Annotated in this window: 18 protein-coding genes; 13 read left to right on the top strand and 5 right to left on the bottom strand. The window is 68.8% G+C overall.

The window, feature by feature from the left end; all coding sequences use genetic code 11:
- Both Q0Q47_RS26880 and Q0Q47_RS26875 read right to left on the bottom strand, forming a co-directional pair.
- Positions 1 to 1,041 (bottom strand): branched-chain amino acid ABC transporter permease, encoded by a 1,041-nt coding sequence (locus tag Q0Q47_RS26880; protein WP_293867515.1) that lies wholly within the window; start codon positions 1,039 to 1,041, stop codon positions 1 to 3.
- 263 nt (positions 1,042 to 1,304) lie between these two features.
- A complete protein-coding gene (locus Q0Q47_RS26875) occupies positions 1,305 to 2,456 on the bottom strand; it encodes an ABC transporter substrate-binding protein (protein WP_293867513.1) in 1,152 nt (383 codons plus the stop codon).
- 179 nt (positions 2,457 to 2,635) lie between these two features.
- Between Q0Q47_RS26875 and Q0Q47_RS26870 the strand changes: the two genes are divergently transcribed.
- Complete coding sequence (locus Q0Q47_RS26870; protein WP_293867511.1) at positions 2,636 to 3,163, top strand: MarR family winged helix-turn-helix transcriptional regulator; 528 nt, start codon at positions 2,636 to 2,638, stop codon at positions 3,161 to 3,163.
- Between the two features lie 148 nt (positions 3,164 to 3,311).
- Here Q0Q47_RS26870 and Q0Q47_RS26865 read toward each other — a convergent pair whose 3' ends face one another.
- Together Q0Q47_RS26865 and Q0Q47_RS26860 are read right to left on the bottom strand one after the other, a co-directional pair.
- A complete protein-coding gene (locus tag Q0Q47_RS26865) occupies positions 3,312 to 5,015 on the bottom strand; it encodes a tannase/feruloyl esterase family alpha/beta hydrolase (RefSeq protein ID WP_293867509.1) in 1,704 nt (567 codons plus the stop codon).
- 95 nt (positions 5,016 to 5,110) lie between these two features.
- A complete protein-coding gene (locus Q0Q47_RS26860; RefSeq protein WP_293867507.1) occupies positions 5,111 to 5,572 on the bottom strand; it encodes a DUF3237 domain-containing protein in 462 nt (153 codons plus the stop codon).
- Positions 5,573 to 5,728: 156 nt separating this feature from the next.
- Between Q0Q47_RS26860 and Q0Q47_RS26855 the strand changes: the two genes are divergently transcribed.
- From Q0Q47_RS26855 to Q0Q47_RS26810, 10 genes are all read left to right on the top strand, one after another.
- The gene (locus tag Q0Q47_RS26855) at positions 5,729 to 6,625 is read left to right on the top strand and encodes a LysR family transcriptional regulator (protein WP_293867505.1); all 897 of its coding nucleotides are present in this window, start codon (positions 5,729 to 5,731) and stop codon (positions 6,623 to 6,625) included.
- 300 nt (positions 6,626 to 6,925) lie between these two features.
- Positions 6,926 to 8,110: an ABC transporter substrate-binding protein gene (locus Q0Q47_RS26850; protein WP_293867503.1), complete on the top strand. Its 1,185-nt coding sequence runs from the start codon at positions 6,926 to 6,928 to the stop codon at positions 8,108 to 8,110.
- 72 nt (positions 8,111 to 8,182) lie between these two features.
- Complete coding sequence (locus tag Q0Q47_RS26845; protein WP_293867501.1) at positions 8,183 to 9,058, top strand: branched-chain amino acid ABC transporter permease; 876 nt, start codon at positions 8,183 to 8,185, stop codon at positions 9,056 to 9,058.
- Complete coding sequence (locus Q0Q47_RS26840) at positions 9,055 to 10,056, top strand: branched-chain amino acid ABC transporter permease (RefSeq protein WP_293867499.1); 1,002 nt, start codon at positions 9,055 to 9,057, stop codon at positions 10,054 to 10,056. Before Q0Q47_RS26845 ends, Q0Q47_RS26840 begins: the two co-directional genes overlap by 4 nt.
- A gap of 8 nt (positions 10,057 to 10,064) precedes the next feature.
- Positions 10,065 to 10,499, top strand: coding sequence for a heme-binding protein (locus tag Q0Q47_RS26835; RefSeq protein ID WP_293867497.1), 435 nt, complete (start codon positions 10,065 to 10,067; stop codon positions 10,497 to 10,499).
- Between the two features lie 31 nt (positions 10,500 to 10,530).
- The gene (locus tag Q0Q47_RS26830; protein ID WP_293867495.1) at positions 10,531 to 11,379 is read left to right on the top strand and encodes a shikimate dehydrogenase; all 849 of its coding nucleotides are present in this window, start codon (positions 10,531 to 10,533) and stop codon (positions 11,377 to 11,379) included.
- Positions 11,376 to 12,146: an SDR family oxidoreductase gene (locus Q0Q47_RS26825; protein ID WP_293867493.1), complete on the top strand. Its 771-nt coding sequence runs from the start codon at positions 11,376 to 11,378 to the stop codon at positions 12,144 to 12,146. The genes Q0Q47_RS26830 and Q0Q47_RS26825 overlap by 4 nt, the downstream gene beginning before the upstream one ends.
- A 28-nt stretch (positions 12,147 to 12,174) precedes the next feature.
- On the top strand, positions 12,175 to 12,918 hold the full coding sequence (locus tag Q0Q47_RS26820) for an ABC transporter ATP-binding protein (protein ID WP_293867491.1): 744 nt from the start codon (positions 12,175 to 12,177) through the stop codon (positions 12,916 to 12,918).
- Between the two features lie 2 nt (positions 12,919 to 12,920).
- Complete coding sequence (locus tag Q0Q47_RS26815; protein ID WP_293867489.1) at positions 12,921 to 13,661, top strand: ABC transporter ATP-binding protein; 741 nt, start codon at positions 12,921 to 12,923, stop codon at positions 13,659 to 13,661.
- Positions 13,662 to 13,739: 78 nt separating this feature from the next.
- Positions 13,740 to 15,635 carry a bifunctional sugar phosphate isomerase/epimerase/4-hydroxyphenylpyruvate dioxygenase family protein gene (locus Q0Q47_RS26810; protein ID WP_293867487.1) on the top strand — a complete coding sequence of 632 codons (1,896 nt, stop codon included), beginning with the start codon at positions 13,740 to 13,742 and terminating at the stop codon, positions 15,633 to 15,635.
- A 177-nt stretch (positions 15,636 to 15,812) separates the two neighbouring features.
- On the opposite strand, the gene Q0Q47_RS26805 is transcribed toward Q0Q47_RS26810, so the two are convergent.
- Complete coding sequence (locus tag Q0Q47_RS26805; protein WP_293867485.1) at positions 15,813 to 16,238, bottom strand: cupin domain-containing protein; 426 nt, start codon at positions 16,236 to 16,238, stop codon at positions 15,813 to 15,815.
- A gap of 112 nt (positions 16,239 to 16,350) precedes the next feature.
- Between Q0Q47_RS26805 and ybaK the strand changes: the two genes are divergently transcribed.
- Entirely contained in the window at positions 16,351 to 16,824 is a 474-nt protein-coding gene (ybaK, locus tag Q0Q47_RS26800; protein ID WP_293867483.1) for a Cys-tRNA(Pro) deacylase, read from the top strand.
- Between the two features lie 197 nt (positions 16,825 to 17,021).
- Positions 17,022 to 18,003 (top strand): MCP four helix bundle domain-containing protein (locus tag Q0Q47_RS26795; protein ID WP_293867481.1); only part of this gene is annotated, 982 nt, incomplete at its 3' end.

Raw genomic sequence — 18,003 nt, 5'->3', positions numbered from 1 at the left:
TCACTCCTCCTCCTCGTCGGTGTGGCGGGCGGCGAGCGAGCGCCAGACCAGCAGCGGGATGATCAGCGCGAAGACGATGACCTCCTTGAAGGCGCTGGCGAAGAAGGCCGAGAAGGATTCCAGGATGCCGACCGCGATGGCCGCGGCGACGGTGAGCGGATAGCTCGCGAGCCCCGCCGCGATGGCGGCGACGAAGCCCTTCAGCCCGATCAGGAAGCCGCTGTCGTAGGCGATGGTGGTGAGCGAGCCGACGAGCATGCCCGACAGCGCACCGATGGCGCTGGCCAGCGCGAAGGCGATGCGGCCGGTCAGCAGCGTCGGGATGCCGACGAGCCGGGCGCCCAGCCGGTTCACGGCGGTCGCCCGCAGCGCCTTGCCGAGCAGCGTGCGCTCGAAGAAGAGCCACAGCCCGACGAGCAGGATCGCCGTCACCGCGAGGACGACGAGGCTCTGGCCCTTGAAGGGCAGGGGGCCGATCGGGAACACGCCGGCGATGAACGGCGTGGTGCGGAAGCCCTCGGCGCCGAAGAAGACTAGGCCGAGCCCGGTCAGCGTGAAATGCACGCCGATGGCGGCGATGAAGAGGGCGAGGACCGACGCGTCCGCCATGGGCGCGAAGGCGAGCCGGTAGACCAGCGGGCCCATCGGCACGATGAGCGCGAGCGTCAGCAGTCCGGCGATCCAGAGCGGCGGCTTCTGCGGGGCGATCCACACGGCGAGCCCGACGAGCAGGGCCGGCAGCACGACGTCGCGCAGCCCGGCCCGGAGCAGGGCCTGCGGGGTGCGGGCGATCTCGCCGCGCAGCACGTCGGCAATCGCCGTGACGACGCCGAGCGCGAGGAGGAGCCAGGCCGTGCCGGGTGTCGTTCCCGCCTCGAAGGCGGCGAGCGTGAGCGCACCCCAGGCGACGAATTCGCCCTGCGGCACGAAGATCACCCGCGTGACCGTGAACACGAGCACGAGCGTGACGCCGAGGAGCGCGTAGATGGCTCCGTTGATCACCCCGTCCTGCATCAGGAACAGGGCAATGGCCGCGTTCATCCTGTCCCCCGCGTGGAACGTGGTGGTTGGTTGGATCCGGTGGTGGGAAGCGGACCGGTCTCGCGAGACCGGTCCGGATCGAGGCGTGGCGAGGACTTGCGAGAGGCTCGGCTGTTCCTCGGTGAGGGCACCAACCCTCCGAGCGTCATGCCCGGGCGTGGCCCGGGCACCCACGACTTCGGGATGGCCCCGGCAAAGTCGTGGATGGCCGGGCCAAGCCCGGCCAGGACGGCGGAGGGGTGGAGCTCACCTGTCGAGCTCCATCAGGGCAGCAGCGTCCACTTGCCGTCGACGATCTTGACGAGCACCCGCGAGCGCTTGTCGAGGCCGGCGTGGTCGGTGGGCGAGAAGGAGAAGACGCCGTGCAGGCCGACGACGTCCTTGTTCTTCTCCATGGCGTCGCGCACGGCCGCGCGGAACTCCGGCGTGCCGGGCTTGGCCGAGCCGGCGGCCGCGGCCTTGATGCCGGGCACCGCGATGGTCATGCAGTCCACGAGGTGGGCCCCGAAGCCCGCGAAGGGCATCTTGTTGTTGGCCTCGTAGGTCTTGATGTACTCGAGCGAGCCGGCCTTGGAGGGGTGGCTGTCGGGCAGCAGGTCGGCGACGACCACGGGGCCAGCCGGGAACACGGTGCCGTTCACGTCCTTTCCGCCGACGCGGACGAAGTCCATCGTGGACACGCCGTGCGTCTGGTAGATCGGCTTCGTGTAGCCCTGCTCCTTGAGCGTCTTGTGCGGCATCGCGGCGACCGTGCCGGAGGCGGCCACGAGAACCGCGTCGGGGTTGCTGGCGAGGATCTTCAGGGTCTGGGCCGTGACGCTGGTGTCGGTGCGCTGGAAGCGCTCGACCGCGGTGATCTTGATGCCCTTGGCCGGGTAGAGGCGTTCCACCTCGTCGAGCCAACCCTGGCCGTAGCCGTCGGTGTAGCCGATGAAGGCGACCGACTTGATGCCGTTGGCGACCATGTGGTCGAGCAGCGCCTCGGCCATGATCGCGTCGTTCTGCGGGGCCTTGAACACCCACTTGCGCTTGTCGTCCACCGGGTCGACGAGGCCCTTGGTCGGGACCATGGCGCAGAAGGGGGTCTTCGTCTCGGCCGCGACGTCGACCAGGGCGGCGGAACCCGGGGTGGCCGAGGAGCCGATGAGATAGTCGATCTTGTTCTCGGCGATCATCTTGCGGGCGTTGGCGACGGCCTTGGTCGGGTCGGTCGCGTCATCGAGCACGACGTACTCGACCTTCTGGCCGCCGATCTCCTTGGGCAGCTGCGCCACCGAGTTCTTCTGCGGGATGCCGAGCGCGGCGGCCGGGCCGGTCTGCGACACGGTGATGCCCACCGTCACCTGCGCTTCAGCGGCGCCGGCGAAGCCCAGCATGGTGGTGGCCAGAAGAAGCAGTTTCGTCCGCGACGTCATGGAGATCCCTCCTGTTCGTGTCCTCTGCCCCCGGCTGTTGTCCGCCGTATGGGCTGCCGGTGCGGATCCTATCCACTTTCCGGTCGATGCATATAGTTATGTTGAATAACTATTCCGTGTCAATCCGGATGCGGCGCGTCTGGACAATCCCCGCGTGCCGGGCTAGCGGACACATCGCGATGGCCGAAACCTCCACACGATCCAAGCGCAAGGCCGTGCCGGCTCCCGTCGAGCCGACGCCCGAGCCCGTCGCGCCGCGTGACGTCGACGTCGGGCGGCTCAAGGAGCGCTTCGGCTACGTGCTGCGGCGCGCGCAGATCGCCGTGTTCCAGGATTTCTTCGCCAGTTTCGCCGAGCACGACATCCGGCCGGCGCAGTACTCGACGTTGACGATCATCGAGGCCAATCCCGGGTTGAGTCAGACCCAGGTCGCCGACGCGCTCGGCATCCAGAAGACGAATTTCGTGGCGATGATCGGCGCGCTCGAGAAGCGCGGCCTCGTCCGGCGCGAGCCCTCGCCCACGGACAGGCGGACCTACCGGCTGTTCCTGACGCCCAAGGGCGCGGCGCTGGTGGGCGAACTCCACGGCGTCGCCGAGGCGCACGACAGGCGTATCGCCGAGCTGGTGGGCGAGAAGACCTTCGACGGCCTGTTCGCGCCCCTGCGGGCCGTGGCGGATGGACTGAAGCGCCCGCCCGAGGGGTGAGGCCAATACAGCGCTGGACCAGTCTGCGTCCTTCGACTCGCGGCCTTCGGCCGCGGCTCAGGATGAGGGACTTTTTCGCTTACAATCTCCCTCATCCTGAGCCGGCCGCGCAGCGGCCGAGTCGAAGGACGCAGCATCTCTCAACCGCTCAGGGCTTCGCGCACTCGAACGAGGCTTCGCTCTCCACGTCGCCGCCCTTGTACCGGGCGTAGGTGGGCCAGGGGCAGAGCGGGCGGGTGCGGCCCGGGCTCCAGCCGGCCGGGATTTCCTTGTTGGAAGGGTTCACCGACGCGACGATACGATCGGGCGCCTTGCCCTTCTCGACCCAGTCGACGAGCGCGCCCAGGGCGTCGAACTTCTCCAGGCCGGGGCCGCCGCCGCAGTGGGTGATGCCGGGAAGGCCGAAGATGCGCGTCATGTCGGCGGCCTTGCCGCCCACGTTGCGGTCGAGCGCCTCGTACCAGCGCACCGTGGAGTTGAACGAGAACACCGGGTCCGACTGGCCGTGGAAGATCACCATCTTGCGCCCGGCCGCGGCGAAGCCCGACAGCGTCGGATTGTCGACGTCGGGCGGGGTCATGAAGTCCATGGAGGACTCGGCGAAGGCGCCTCCCTTGGCGGTGATGGCCGGGGCGTCGCGGTCGAAGTCGAAGCCGCGCAGGAAGGCCATCAGCGCCTCGTTGTTGCCCTCGATCTTCACGGGCGGCGTCGAGAAGACGAGCGCCAGCGACGCCGCGCCCATGGTGGAGATCGTCGGGTAGTTGTTCCACCCGGGGATGGTGCTCTCCACCTTCCAGAAACGCCAGTTGCCGAGGCCGACGCCACCGTCGGCGGGCCAGTCGGCGTAGAGCGTCTCGCCCTTGGAATTCTTCGGCCCGGCGAAAATGGTCTTCAGCGCCTCGACCTTCGTCGGGGCGAGGCAGCCCTGGGTCTCGCCGGCCTTGCAGGCGAGGCTGTCGAAGCGGAAGGCAGCCTGGCAGGCCTTCACGTTGGCGGTGATGCCGTCGGTCGCGCCGTCGAGGCCGTCGCAGGTCTCCGTGATGCGGCGCGAGATCAACTGGGCGTCGTCGCGAGTGATCGACTTGCGGATGTCGGGATCGACCTTCGTGAAGGCCTGCACGTCCCAGGCATGCTGGACGGCGGCGCGGGGCAGCTCGAAGCCGGGATTGCCGACCAGGAAGCCGTCATAGGCGTCCGGCGTGCGCGAGGCGGCGACCATGGCATGGCGGCCGCCGTTGGAGCAGCCGTAGATGTAGGACCGCGTCGGGGCCTTGCCGTAGCGCGCCGCGACGATGGCCTTGCCGACGGGCGCCATGGTCGCGGTGCCGGTGAAGCCGTAGTCGCGCCGGGCCTGCGGGTCGAGGCCGAAGGCCGCCCCGGCCGCGAGGCCCATCGCGGCGTTGGCCGGGTCGGAACCGGAGTGGCCGCTGTCGCTCGACAGCACGGCGAAGCCCTGCGCCAGCGGCGTGCGGCCACCGGACGGCAGCGCCTCGGGCCGATCCCCCAAGGCCGGCACGACGACGCCGTCGTTGCCGCCGTTCACCTGGTGCAGGAAGCGGCCGTTCCAGTCTTCCGGCAGCCGCACCTCGAACTGGATGGCGTAGGACTTGCCGTCGGCGCCGGTGCGTTCGTTGGCCTTGCCCTTGACGAGGCAATGGCGGGGCAGGCCGTTGGCCGCGTCCTGCATCGCCGCGGAGGCGATGGTGACCCCCGTCAGGCCGGGAAGACCCGCGGTGAGTCTCGCGCAGGCATCCTCCTGCGCCAGCGCCGGCATGGCGGTCAGTGAGGCGAGGACGGTGGGCGCGAGCAGGCTGAGTGATATGGCGGGGCCGCCGGATCGACCGGTGCGCATGGCTGTACCTCCCTCGGGGGCGTCGGGCCGCTCTGCCGGCGGCATCGGAATTGGTTATATCCGATAACGATTGAGCGCGCCAGAGGGAAGCTCGGTCAGCCCACCCGGTAGACGGAGATCTCCACCCGGTCGGGGCGCCTGATCCCCTTCGCCACGAAGGTCGAGCGCATCAGCCACAGGTGGTCGGGATGAGCGGTCTCGAACCGGGGCGCGGTGGCGAAGTAGATCCGCTCCGGATCGACGGGCAGGCCGCGCCGCAGCCGGTCGAGATCCTCCGGCGCCCCCCACCGGATGCCGTCATTCTCGATGTAGACCAGCGCGCCGTCGTCGGCCTCGACCACGTAGCGGGCGTGCAGCCGCGTGAGCCCGCTCGCCTCGATCACCTGGAAGTCGGCGCCGCCCGGCAGGATGCGGCCATTGAGCCGCGGCCCCCTGACCTCGCCGCCGGTGATGGCGATGACCCGCCTGTCGCGCGCGCCGACGTCGCCGATCTCGACGGGTGCCGCGACGGCGACGAAGAGATCGAAGACGTGTTCGACGGTGAGGGGGAGGGGCATGGTGCGTCCTTCGACTCGGCCGCTGCGCGGCCCGCTCAGGATGAGGACTATGGGTGTTGTTTCAAGCACCAATGCTCCTCATCCTGAGCCGCGGCCCGAAGGGGCGCGAGTCGAAGGACGCACGATGGCTCACCCGCACGATGGTTGGTCCTCCCCATGCTGACGCTGCGCCAGATCGAGGTGGTGCGGGCCGTCATGCTCGCGGGCACGATCGCCGGGGCGGCGAAGCTGCTGGGCGTGTCGGCGCCGGGCATCAGCCGGCTGATGAAATACACGGAGCGGTCGCTGAAGCTGAAGCTCTTCGAGCGCAAGCAGAATCGCTACTTTCCGACGCCGGCCGCCGAGGACATCTTCGAGCAGATCAACCAGGTCTATGCACGGGTCGACGACCTCCACTCCGTGCTGCGGCGCATCGACCGGGGCACCGGCCTGGAACTGCGCATCGCGTCGGTCCCGTCGATGGTCAACGCCATGGTGCCGCGGGCGCTCAGGCGCCTGCGCGAGCGCTTCCCCGAACTCGGGATCGACCTCGACGTCATCAAGGTCCAGGAGGCGCAGGACTACCTGCTGCTCGGCAAGGCGGAACTGGCCGTCCTCAGCTATCGCATCGATCGTCCGGGTATCGACATCCGGTCGCTCGGCAAGGGCAGCCTGCGCTGCATCGTGGCGCGCGGGCACCCGCTGGCGGCGAAGGACGTCGTCTGCGCCGCCGACATCGCGCGCTATCCCCTGCTCGGCGTCAGCGCCGACGACGAGTACGGGCAGATCACGCAGGAGGTGTTCCTGCGCGCCGGCCTCGACGTGCCGCTGACCATGAAGGTCCGCTTCGGCACGACCACGGTCGGGCTGGTGCGCGAGGGCCTCGGCGTGGCGGTCATCGATCCCTTCGCGGTGGCCAATGTCGACACGCCCGACGTGAAGGTCCTGCGCATCCAGGAGAAGACGTCCTTCGAGCCCTTCGTGGCCAGTCGCGCGGACCGTGCCCTGTCGCGCCATGCCGAGGACTTCATCCGCCTCCTGAAGGAGGAGACGCAGGCCGAACTGCGGCGCTAGACGATGCCGAATGGGCTTGGAAAGGCCGCGTGCCCTCCCGTTCGTGGCGATCGCGGGCTCTTCGGGAGAAGCCGGATTCCGCCGCTTTGCCGTATGCCGCAGTCGTAACATCAAGTTACGTTTCCCATCAGAAATGGTTCTCGCGGCACGATTGAACCTGTGCGAGGGTTCAGGCAAAGAACGTCGGTGCGCACGCCGCCTCCGGGCGGCGCCGCGCTGCAACGGCCGCCAAGGCCACGCAAAGTCGCTGAAACGAGCCCCGCGCCGATCGCGAGCGCGGGCCGACCGAGGGAGGACCTGATGATGCACACCCTTCGCCTGCGCGCCCTGTCGCGCCGCACCGCACTCGGCGCGCTCGTCGCCGCCGCGGGCCTGCTGGCCCTGCCGGGGCTGTCGACCGGCGCGCGTGCCGCCGACGACGTCTTCATCCCCAACATCGTCGAACTGTCGGGCGCCGGGGCGGTGTCGGGCACGAACTGGCGCGACGGCATCATCCTCGCCGTGGAGGAGCTGAACGCCAAGGGCGGCATCCTCGGCAAGAAGCTCAACGTTCCGCACCTCGACACGCAGAGCGACGCGAGCATCGCCCGGGCGCAGGTCCAGAAGGTGATGGACGACAAGCCCTACGTGATCCTCGGCCCGGTGTTCTCCGGCTCCGTGCTGGTGACCATGACCCAGGCGCAGCAGAACGAGATCCCCGAGATTGTCGGCGGCGAGGCCGCGGCGATCACGCAGAAGGGCAACCCCTTCGTGTTCCGCACGTCGTTCGGCCAGCAGGCCTCGATGCCCAAGATCGCCAACTACATTCGCGACGGCCTGAAGGCCAAGTCGGTGGCGGTGCTGTGGGTCAACAACGACTTCGGCAAGGGCGGCCGCGACAACTTCATGAAGGAGATGCAGGCCCGCGACATCAAGGTCGTGGCCGACGTCTCCACCGAGTCCGGCCAGGTCGACTTCGCCGCCGACGTGGTGAAGCTGAAGAACGCCAATGCCGACGCGGTGTTCGTCTACACGAACGAGGAGGAGAGCGCGCGCTTCCTCAAGGAGGCCCGCAAGCAGTCGCTGAAGGGCGCCATGATCGGCGAGACCACGCTGCTCTCGCAGAAGGTCATCGAGCTCGCCGGCGATGCCGCCAACGGCGTGAAGGGCCATGTCGGCCTCTCGGCCGACGCGCCGGTCGCCTCGCTCAACGAGTTCGGCCAGAAGTTCAAGAAGCGCTTCAACTACGCCAACGACCACAACGCCATCAAGGGCTACACGGCGATCTACATGATCAAGGCCGTGACCGAGAAGATCGGCAAGTTCGACAGCCAGGCCTTCGCCAAGGCCCTGCACGGCATGACGATCACGCCCGACAAGGAGCCAGGCATCCTGATGGAAGCCACCTGGGACCAGAACGGCGACATCGACCGCGCGAGCTTCCTGGGTGAGGTCGTCAACGGCCAGCAGAAGATCGTCGAGGTCCTGCCCAAGATCGGCAAGTAAGCCTCGGCCCAGACGCACCACACCCATCCAACCACGGCCGGCGGTCCGCCGCCGGCCGGCACGGGGCCCGACATGTCCTCCGTCCTGCAGCTTCTCGCCTCGGGCCTGGCCACGGGGGCCATCTACGCGCTGATCGCGGTCGGCTTCTCGCTGCTCTGGCAGACCTCCCAGACGATCAACTTCGCCCAGGGCGAGTTCGTCATGGTGCCGGCCTTCTTCGTGCTGGTCGCCATGAACCTCGGCCTGCCGTTCCCGGTTGCCGCGCTGGTCGGCATCGTGGTCGCGGCGCTGGTGCTGGGCGTGCTGTTCAAGCACGTCATCGTCGATCCCATGCTGCGCCACGGAGTGCTGCCGCTGGTGGTGGCCACCATCGCGCTGTCGCTGTTCATGCGCGAGGCGGTGAAGGATTTCTATTCGGCGCAGGCGCAGCCGTTCCCCTCCCTCGTCGCGGACCGTGACATCACGATCTTCGGGACGGTCTTTTCGGCGCAGAGCCTCACGGTCATCGCCGTCGCCGTGGTCGTCGTCGCGGCGCTGCACGGCTTCCTCAGCCACACCCGGCTCGGGCGCATGATGCAGGCCACGGCGCAGAACCCGTCGGTCGCGCGCATCCTCGGCATCCCCGTCGAGCGGATGATCCTCTACACCTTCCTGATCAACGCCGTGCTGTGCGCCGTCGCCTCGATCCTGATCAGCCCGATCTATCTCGCCAAGTTCACCAACGGCGAGACGCTCGGGCTGGCGGCCTTCGTCGCCGCGGTGATCGGCGGCTTCAACCAGGCGCGGGGCGCCATGCTCGGCGGCGTGCTGCTCGGCGTGCTGGACAATCTCTGCGCGGCGTATGTCTCCGCGCAGTACCGCGCGGCGGTGCCGCTGCTTCTGCTCGTCGTCATCATCCTGTTCCGGCCGCAGGGCATCCTCGGCCGCGCCGAGGAGCGTACCGTATGAGCACGCCGCGGATCCTCGCCTGGGTGGCGGCCGCCATCGCCGTCGCGGCGCTGCTCTACGCCCCCATGGTCCTGCGCAGCTACGGCGTCTACCTGCTGGCGCTGTGGGCGGTGACGACCATCGCCGCGCTGGGTCTCAACCTGACGCTCGGCTATGCCGGCCAGATTTCGCTGGCCCAGGGCGCCTTCGTCGGGCTCGGCGCCTACTTCACGGCGCTGACCACCAATGCGGGGTTGCCCTATCCGCTGGCCTTCCTCGGGGCGGGGGCGCTGACCTTCGCCGTGGGCTGGTGCCTCGGCTATCCGGCCTTGCGCGTGCAGCACCACTTCCTGGCCTTCGTCACGCTCGCCTTCACGACGCTGGTGTTCCTGCTCTTGCGCAACGAGCAATGGCTGACGAACGGCATCTACGGCATCAACGACATCCGGCGCCCCACGATCCTGGGCGTCGCCACCGGCCGCAACGTGAGCTTCTACTACTTCGCGCTCGTGATGCTCGCCCTGTTCACCTTCGTCCAGTGGTGGATCCTGCGCTCCCCCTGGGGCCGCGCCTTCGTGGCGCTGCGCGAGAACCCGCTGCGCGCCGCCTCGCTCGGGGTCGACGTGCGCCGCTACACGCTCATGGCCTTCGCCATCGGATCCTCCTTCGGCGGCTTTGCGGGGGCCCTCTACGCCCCGCTGGTGCAGTTCATCGAGCCCAACTCCTTCCAGCTCACCTACTCGCTGAAGCTCCTGCTGATGGTGCTCGTGGGCGGGGCCGGGCATTTCATGGGGCCCTTCTTCGGTGCCATGATCGACCTGCTGCTGCCGGAGTGGCTGCGCTTCACGCAGGGCTACTACCTGCTGATCTACGCCGCGATGGTCGTGGTCCTGATGATCTTCTGCCCGAAGGGCATCGTCGGTGGCTTCGTCATCCTGCGCGACCGGCTGTTCAAGCCGGCGCCCGTTCGCCGCCCCGACCAGCCGGCCGGCGGCACGGCCGCCAAGCCATCCGCGTGAGGCCCGCCATGCATGTCGAGACATCCCTCTGCGACACGGATGCCCGCATCGCCATCGATGCGATCTGCGCCGCCCTCAAGGCCCGCGGCAAGACGGGCGTCATCGCGGTGGTGGACGCCCATGGCGAGACGATCGCGCTCCTGCGCATGAACGGGGCGCCGTTGAGCTCGGTCAACGTGGCGGCCAACAAGGCCTATTCCGCCGCTCGCCTGCGGCGACCCTCCGGCGAGACGGGCAAGCGCTCGCGCCATCCCGACACCGCCTTCGACATCGCCTATTACGGCGATCCCCGCTATGTGGGCTGGGGCGGCGGGCTGCCCGTCGTGGTCGACGGCCAGGTCGTCGGCGCGGTGGCGGTCAGCGGCCTCAGCGACACCGAGGACGAGGAACTGTCGGCCATCGGCATCGCCGCCATCATGCAATCCCAGCGCGCGGCGGCCTGACCTCCGCGCCCGACCTTCAGGACCGTCGATCATGGCCTCGCAGGACCGCTTTCTGCTCGCCGGCGTGATGGGGTATCCCGTCATGCACTCCCGCTCGCCCAAGCTGCACAATTACTGGTTCGAGAAGCACGGGCTGCTCGGCACCTACGTGCCGCTGGCGATCCAGCCCGACGGCCTGCTCGCCGCGTTGCGCGCGCTGCCGGCGCTCGGCTTCGCGGGCTGCAACATCACCGTGCCGCACAAGATCGCCGCGATGGAGGCGATGGCCACCATCGATCCGATGGCGGTGCGGATCGGCGCGATCAACTGCGTCACCGTCCAGAAGGACGGCTCCCTGCACGGCACCAACAACGACGGCTTCGGCTATCTGGAGAGCGTCCGCGAGCGCTTCGCCGACTGGCGGGCCGATGCGGGCCCGATCGTGGTGCTGGGCGCCGGCGGCGGCGCCCGGGCGGTGGTGGCCGCGCTGGCCGACGCGGGCGCGCCCGAGATCCGGCTGATCAACCGTTCGCGCGACAAGGCCGAGGGAATCGCGCGGGACTACGGCGCGCCGGTCGTGGTGCACGACTGGGCGCAGCGCGCCGAGGCGCTCGATGGTGCGGCCATGCTCGTCAACACGACCAGCCTCGGCATGCACGGCCAGCCGCCCCTCGAGATCGCGCTCGACCGCCTGCCGACGCAGGCCGTGGTCTCCGACATCGTCTACATCCCCAAGGAAACGGACCTGCTGGCGGCGGCGCGCAAGCGCGGCAACCGCACCGTCAACGGGCTCGGCATGCTGCTCAACCAGGCGCGTCCCGCGTTCCAGTCGTGGTTCGGCGTCCTGCCGGAGGTCACGCCGGAGCTGCGGGCCATGATCGAGGCGTCGATCCCGGCATGAGCACCCCCGCGCTCTTCGACATGACGGGCAAGGTGGCGCTGGTCACCGGCGGCTCCCGTGGCCTCGGCTTCCACATGGCCCGGGCGCTGGGCGAGGCCGGCGCGACGCTGGTCATCACGGGGCGCTCGGAGGATACGCTGGCGCGGAGCGCGGCCACCCTCGCGGCGGCTCGCATCCGCTGCGGCACCATCGCGTTCGACGTCGCCGACCCGGAGGCCGGACGGGCGGCGGTGGACAAGGTCGCCGGCGATCATGGCCGGCTCGACGTGCTGATCGCCAATGCCGGCCAGGCGCACCGCGCGCCGCTCGGCGAATGGACGGCGCAGGCCTGGGACACGGTGCTGAACACCAACCTGCGTTCGGCCCTGTTCCTCGCCGAGGCCGCCGCCTCGCACATGAAGCGGCAGGGCTCGGGCAAGCTCATCTTCACCTCGTCGATCACCGGCATCATGGGCCGGGCCACCATCCACGCCTATGTGGCGTCGAAGAGCGGGCTCGCCGGCCTGGCGCGTTCGCTGGCGGCGGAGCTCGGGTCGTTCGGCATCACGTCGAATTCCATCGCGCCCGGCTATTTCGAGACCGACCTGAACAAGGCCATGCTGGCGGATCCCGCCTTCGTGGAGCGCGTGGTGACGCGCACGGCGCTCAAGCGCTGGGGCAAGCCGGACGAGGTCGCCGGCGTCGCGCTGATGCTGGCGTCGCGGGCCGGCGACTACATCACCGGCCAGCAGATCGTCGTCGACGGCGGCATGACCGGAACCATGTGACGGGCGGCGAGAGAGGGACACGACACACATGGCCTCCGTCCTCGAGGTGAGCGGACTGCGCAAGACCTTCGGCGGCATCACCGCCGTCGACGAGGTGTCGTTCTCCGTCGCCGAGGGCGAGATCCTCGGCATCATCGGGCCGAACGGCTGCGGCAAGTCGACCCTCTTCAACTGCATTCTCGGCCAGCTCGTGCCGACGGCCGGCACCGTGAAGCTCGACGGGCGCGACATCACCGGCATGCCGCCGCAGCAGCTGAACCGGCTGGGTGTCGGGCGCACCTTCCAGCTGCTGCAGGTGTTCCCCGAACTCACCGTCCGCGAGAACCTCATCCTCGCCGGCCAGGAGCATCACGGCTCCATGATGTCGCGGCTGTTCGGCCCGCGCGATGCCGGCCTCGGCGCGGCGGCTGACAAGATGATCGGCTTCTTCCGGCTGGGCCATCTCGCCGACGCCAAGGCGGGCGGGCTGTCCTACGGCCAGCAGAAGCTGCTCGACGCCGCCATGGCCTTCATGGCCGGCCCGCGGCTGGTGCTCCTCGACGAGCCGGCGGGCGGCGTGAACCTGACCATGCTCGCCGATCTCAAGGATCGGCTGAAGGCGATGAACGCCGAGACCGGCGCCACCTTCGTGGTCATCGAACACAACATGGAATTCGTCATGGAGCTGTGCTCGCGGGTCGTCGTGCTGGCACAGGGCAAGGTCCTGGCCCAGGGCACCCCGGCCGAGGTCCGGGCCAACCAGGCCGTCATCGACGCCTATCTCGGAGGCTGACCATGGCCGCGACCCCCGCCATCCTCGAACTCGACTGCGTGGTCGGCGGCTACGGCCAGATGACCATCCTCAACGGCACCACCTTCGCGGTGAAGCGGGCCGCCATCACCACCGTCATCGGCCCCAACGGAGCCGGCAAGTCGACGGTCTTCAAGGCCATCTTCGGCATCCTGAACGTCCGTTCCGGCTCGATCCGGCTCGACGGGACGGACATCACCAACTGGGCGCCGCGCCGCCTTCTGGAGGCCGGGGTCATCTACGTGCCGCAGGGCCGCAACATCTTTCCCGAGCTCTCGGTGATGCACAATCTCGAGCTCGGCACCGTGGCGGCCGGCGCCAACGTCACCGACATGCCGCAGCGCATCGAGGCCGCGCTGTCGCGTTTCCCGGCCCTGAAGGCGAAGTCGCGGCAGCAGGCGTCGACGCTGTCGGGCGGCGAGCAGAAACAGCTCGAGATCGCCCGCGGGCTTCTGCTCGATCCCAAGCTGATCCTGATCGACGAGCCGTCGATCGGCCTGTCGCCCATCCTCGTCCAGGAGACCTTCTCGATCCTGAAGGACCTCCGGGCCCGCGGCGTCACCATCCTCATGGTCGAGCAGAACGCCAAGTCGGCTTTGCAGATCTCGGACGAGGCGATCGTGCTCGAGCTCGGGCAGACCCGCATGCACGGCCCGGCGCAGGACATCCTGAACGACCCGCAGGTCGGGCAGTTGTTCCTGGGCGGGGCGATGTCGCACGCCTGACCGACCACGCTCCCGGCACGACACTCGCATGGTAGACTGACGCGTACCGCGCCCTTCGGCGCAGCGATGGAGACGACGATGAAGCCGGCCATTGCCACGGTTTGCCTGTCCGGCGGCCTCCAGGAAAAGCTCGAGGCCATCGCGGCGGCAGGCTTTACCGACGTCGAGATCTTCGAGAACGACCTCATCGCCTTTCCGGGCTCGCCCGCCGACGTGAGGCGGATGTGCGCGGACCTCGGCCTGACCATCTGCACCCTCCAGCCCTTCCGCGATTTCGAGGGCATGCCGGATGCGAGGCGCCAGCGCACCTTCGATCGGGCCGAGCGCAAGTTCGACCTGCTGCAGGAGCTGGGCACCGACCTCCTCTTCGTGTGCAGCAGCGTCTCGCCCGAGGCGCAGGGGGGCATCGACCGGCTGGCGGCCGACTTCCGGGAGCTCGGCGAACGCGCCGCGCACCGCGGCCTGCGGGTCGGCTACGAGGCGCTGGCCTGGGGCCGCTTCGTCAACGACTACCGTGACAGCTGGGAGATCGTGCGGCGCGCCGGGCACCCCGCGGTGGGCCTCATTCTCGACAGCTTCCACGTGCTGTCGCGCGGCATCGACCTCTCCACCATCGCCACGATCCCGAAGGACAAGATCGTGCTGGTGCAGCTCGCCGATGCGCCGAAGCTGCAGATGGATCATCTCTCCTGGAGCCGGCACTGGCGCTGCATGCCCGGGCAGGGCGAGCTGGATCTCGCCGGTTTCATGGATGCGCTGGCGGCGACGGGCTACGACGGCGTGCTGTCGCTCGAGATCTTCAACGACCGCTTCCGGGCCGGATCGGCCCGCGCCGTGGCCGTGGACGGCCGGCGGTCGCTGCTGACCATGATCGACGACGCCTCGGTCCGCACCGGCCGGCGGATCGCCGGCGTCCCGCCCCTGCCATCCCGTGCGCCCGTGCAGGGGGTCGAGTTCACCGAGTTCGCCGTCGACGAGGGCGAGCGCGCCTCGTTCGAGGCTTTGCTGCGGGCGATGGGCTTTGGCTGCACCGGGCGCCATCGCTCCAAGGACGTGTCGTTGTGGAGCCAGGGCGCGGTCCGCATCGTGCTCAACAGCGACAAGGAAGGCTTCGCCCACAGCTACAACATCACGCACGGCACCTCGGTGTGCGCCATGGCGCTCAAGGTGCCGGATGCGTCGGCCACGCTGTCGCGCGCCACGGCGCTGCTCGACAAGCCGCACGCCGGCGCCGTCGGGCCGGGCGAACTCGACATTCCCGCGGTGCGGGGGCTCGGCGGAAGCCTGCTCTATTTCGTCGACGACGCGTCGCCGCTGGGGCGCTGGTCCGAGGTGGACTTCGAGCCCACCGGCGAGGCGGTGCCAGGGCTCGGCATCGACCACGTCGACCACGTTTCGCAGTCGATGCAGTACGAGGAGATGCTGACCTGGCTCCTCTTCTACACGTCGATCTTCGACGCCCGGAAGACGCCGTCCCAGGCGGTCATCGATCCGGGCGGCGTGGTGCAGAGCCAGGTCATCGAGTCCGCGCTCGGCAGCCCGGGCCACGGGCTGCGCCTCGTGCTCAACGGGTCGCAGAGCCATCGCACGCTGTCGTCCCGCTTCCTGTCCGAGTTCTTCGGCTCGGGCGTCCAGCACATTGCGCTGGCGGCGCGCGATCTCGTGGCGGCCGTGCGCAGCATGAAGGCCGCCGGGATGGAGATGCTGCCGATCCCGGACAACTACTACGACGACCTCGAGGCCCGGGTGGACCTCGCCCCGGAGACGATCGACACGTTCCGCGAGCTCGGCATCCTCTACGACCGCGACGACAACGGCACCTTCCTGCAGGCCTACTCGACGACGCTGGAGGGCGGCTTCTTCTTCGAGTTCGTGCAGCGCGACGGCTATGCCGGCTACGGCGCCCCCAACGCGGCGATCAGGCTTGCCGCACAGGCGCGGCTGGCGCGGCCGCTCGACATCCCGAGCTTGTAGGTCAAGCCCAACCCGGTCGCGGGTTCAGATTGCTTCCCCCTCTCCGCGTCCTGGCCGGGCTTGGCCCGGCCACCCACGGCTTTGGGATGGCCCCGGCAAAGTCGTGGATGCCCGGGCCAAGCCCGGGCAGGACGAGCGGAGGGATGTCTATGTCCGTGACGAAGAGCCAGCTCCCCCTCACGTCGTCTGTCTGATCCCGTCGAGCTCGGGCATCAGCACCACGCTTTCCTGCTCGTTGGGATCGGTGCGGGCGATGACCGCGGTGCAGGGTTCGGTGAGGCTCGGATTGTAGGGCAGGTGGGGCACCCCGGCGGGGATGTAGAGGAAGTCCCCCGCCTCGCAGTCGCAGTGTTCCGTGAGGCCTTCGCCGTACCACATGCCCGACGTGCCGCTCAGCACGTACAGGGCCGTCTCGTGGCCGTCGTGGCGGTGGGCCACGGCCTTGGCGCGCGGCGGAATGGTGACGAGCTGCATGTGGATGTGGCTGGAGCCGACCGTCTCGGCGGAGATCGCCGGGGCGTAGGTGAGCTGCTGCTTGCCGACGAAGGGCCGCGTCGTCTTCACCACGCGACAGGTCGGAGCGGCTTCGGTGCGATCGGACAAGGCGGTCTCCCCAGGCTGGGCCGGTTCATTGCCGGCTGCGTCATGATAAGCCTTCCGCCCGTGAGTGCCACGGCCCTGGGCTCGTCGCACCGCTGCACGGGACGAATGACGCATGGCTCAGACCACCCCTGCCACCCTGGCGCTGAAGGCGCTCGGCATCGCTTTCGAGGTCCGCAGCTATGCGTACGATCCCGGCGCCGAGCGCGTGGGGCTCCAGGCCGCGGAGGCGATCGGCGAGGATCCCCGCCGCGTGCTGAAGACGTTGATCGCCCAGGTCGACGGCAAGCCGGTCTGCCTCGTCCTTCCCTCCGACGCCGAAGCGAGCATGAAGAAGGTTGCCGCAGCCCTTCGCGGCAAGTCGGCCGCCATGGTTCCTGTGCCGGATGCGGAACGGCTCACCGGCTACAAGGTGGGCGGCGTCAGCCCGTTCGGGCAGAAGCGGCGCCTGCCGACGCTGGTAGAGGCCGCCGCGGTCGAGGAAGACCTGGTCTACGTCAATGGAGGGCAGAGGGGGCTGCAGCTGCGGCTGCGTCCAGCGGACCTGGTCGCGGCCACGTCCGCCCTCGTCGCCGCGATCAGGGCGTGATTTGGCCCGCGACCTGTTGTCGCGCTGCTTCGCAAAGTGACTGTTCGTTCGCGTCCTACAACGTTCGCACACGGGACAGTTGAGAATTGTTTCATGTCTTTTTGCGAAGGTTGATGCGGACGAGCGTATCGCGTCAGTCATCGCGCACGCCGTCCCGCTCGCTGCATTGCCTCCATCCCCCACCGCTTGGAACACCCATGAAGAATTTCTCGCTCAAGGCGCTTCTGACGACACTCGTGGCCACACTGTGCTTGACCGCGATCGCGGTGGGAGTGGTCGCTCTTCTGAGCATCAGGTCCCTGCAGGGACACCAGCGGGAGATCGCCAGCAACCAGCTGCCGTCCATCAGGATTCTGGGCGAGATCAATGCCGATACGCTGTCCTACCGGCTGCAACTCAGGAAGGTGGTGGAGGCGCGCAAGGCCGACGAACTGGCCCGCATGGTCGACGGACTGAAGGAGCCGCTGGAGGATCTCGCGCGCAATTCGGCCGTGTACGAGCCGATGATCGGGTCGGATCGCGAACGTGCCCTCTGGCAGGATTTCAAATCCAACTGGCGCAAGTTCCTCGACACGGCCGAAAAGATCGTCGCCCTGATGCGCGCCGGGCAGCAGGAGCAGGCCATCGACACCTACAACCAGCAGGGCGTGGACAGTGTCAGCGCGGCGGCGAAGGCGCTGAAGGGAACGCTCGACCTCAACAACGCCGATGCCCGCAACGAGGTGGTCGAAGGCGAGCAGGTCGGCAACCTGGCCATGATGATCAGCCTCGTGCTGCTGGGGCTCGCCGGTGCCATCTCGGTCACGGCCTTCGCCCTGGTGCGCAGCCGGATCGTTTCGCCGATCCTGTCGATCACGGGCGCGATGAAGGAGCTGTCGTCGGGCAATCTCGCGACCGAGGTTCCCTTCGCGGGCCGGCGCGACGAACTCGGCCAGATGGCCGGCGCCGTCCAGGTCTTCAAGGACAACGCCATCCGCGTAAAGGCGCTCGAGGAAGAAGAGAAGAAGATCGCCGCCGAGCGCCAGCGTCGCGCCCAGTCCATGGTCGAGGTGGTGGGCGAGGTTGGCGAGGTCGTCCGGCGTGCCGCCGAGGGCGACTTCTCGGCCCGGCTGCAAATCGCCACCGACGATCCGGAGATGAGCAAGCTCGTCGCCGGCATCAACGAGATCAACCAGGTGG

The organism is uncultured Alsobacter sp., assembly GCF_945952055.1.
GTDB lineage: Bacteria > Pseudomonadota > Alphaproteobacteria > Rhizobiales > Beijerinckiaceae > Alsobacter.
The sequence above is the reverse complement of the archived record's forward strand: the minus strand, read 5'-3'. Positions and strand labels throughout refer to the sequence as shown.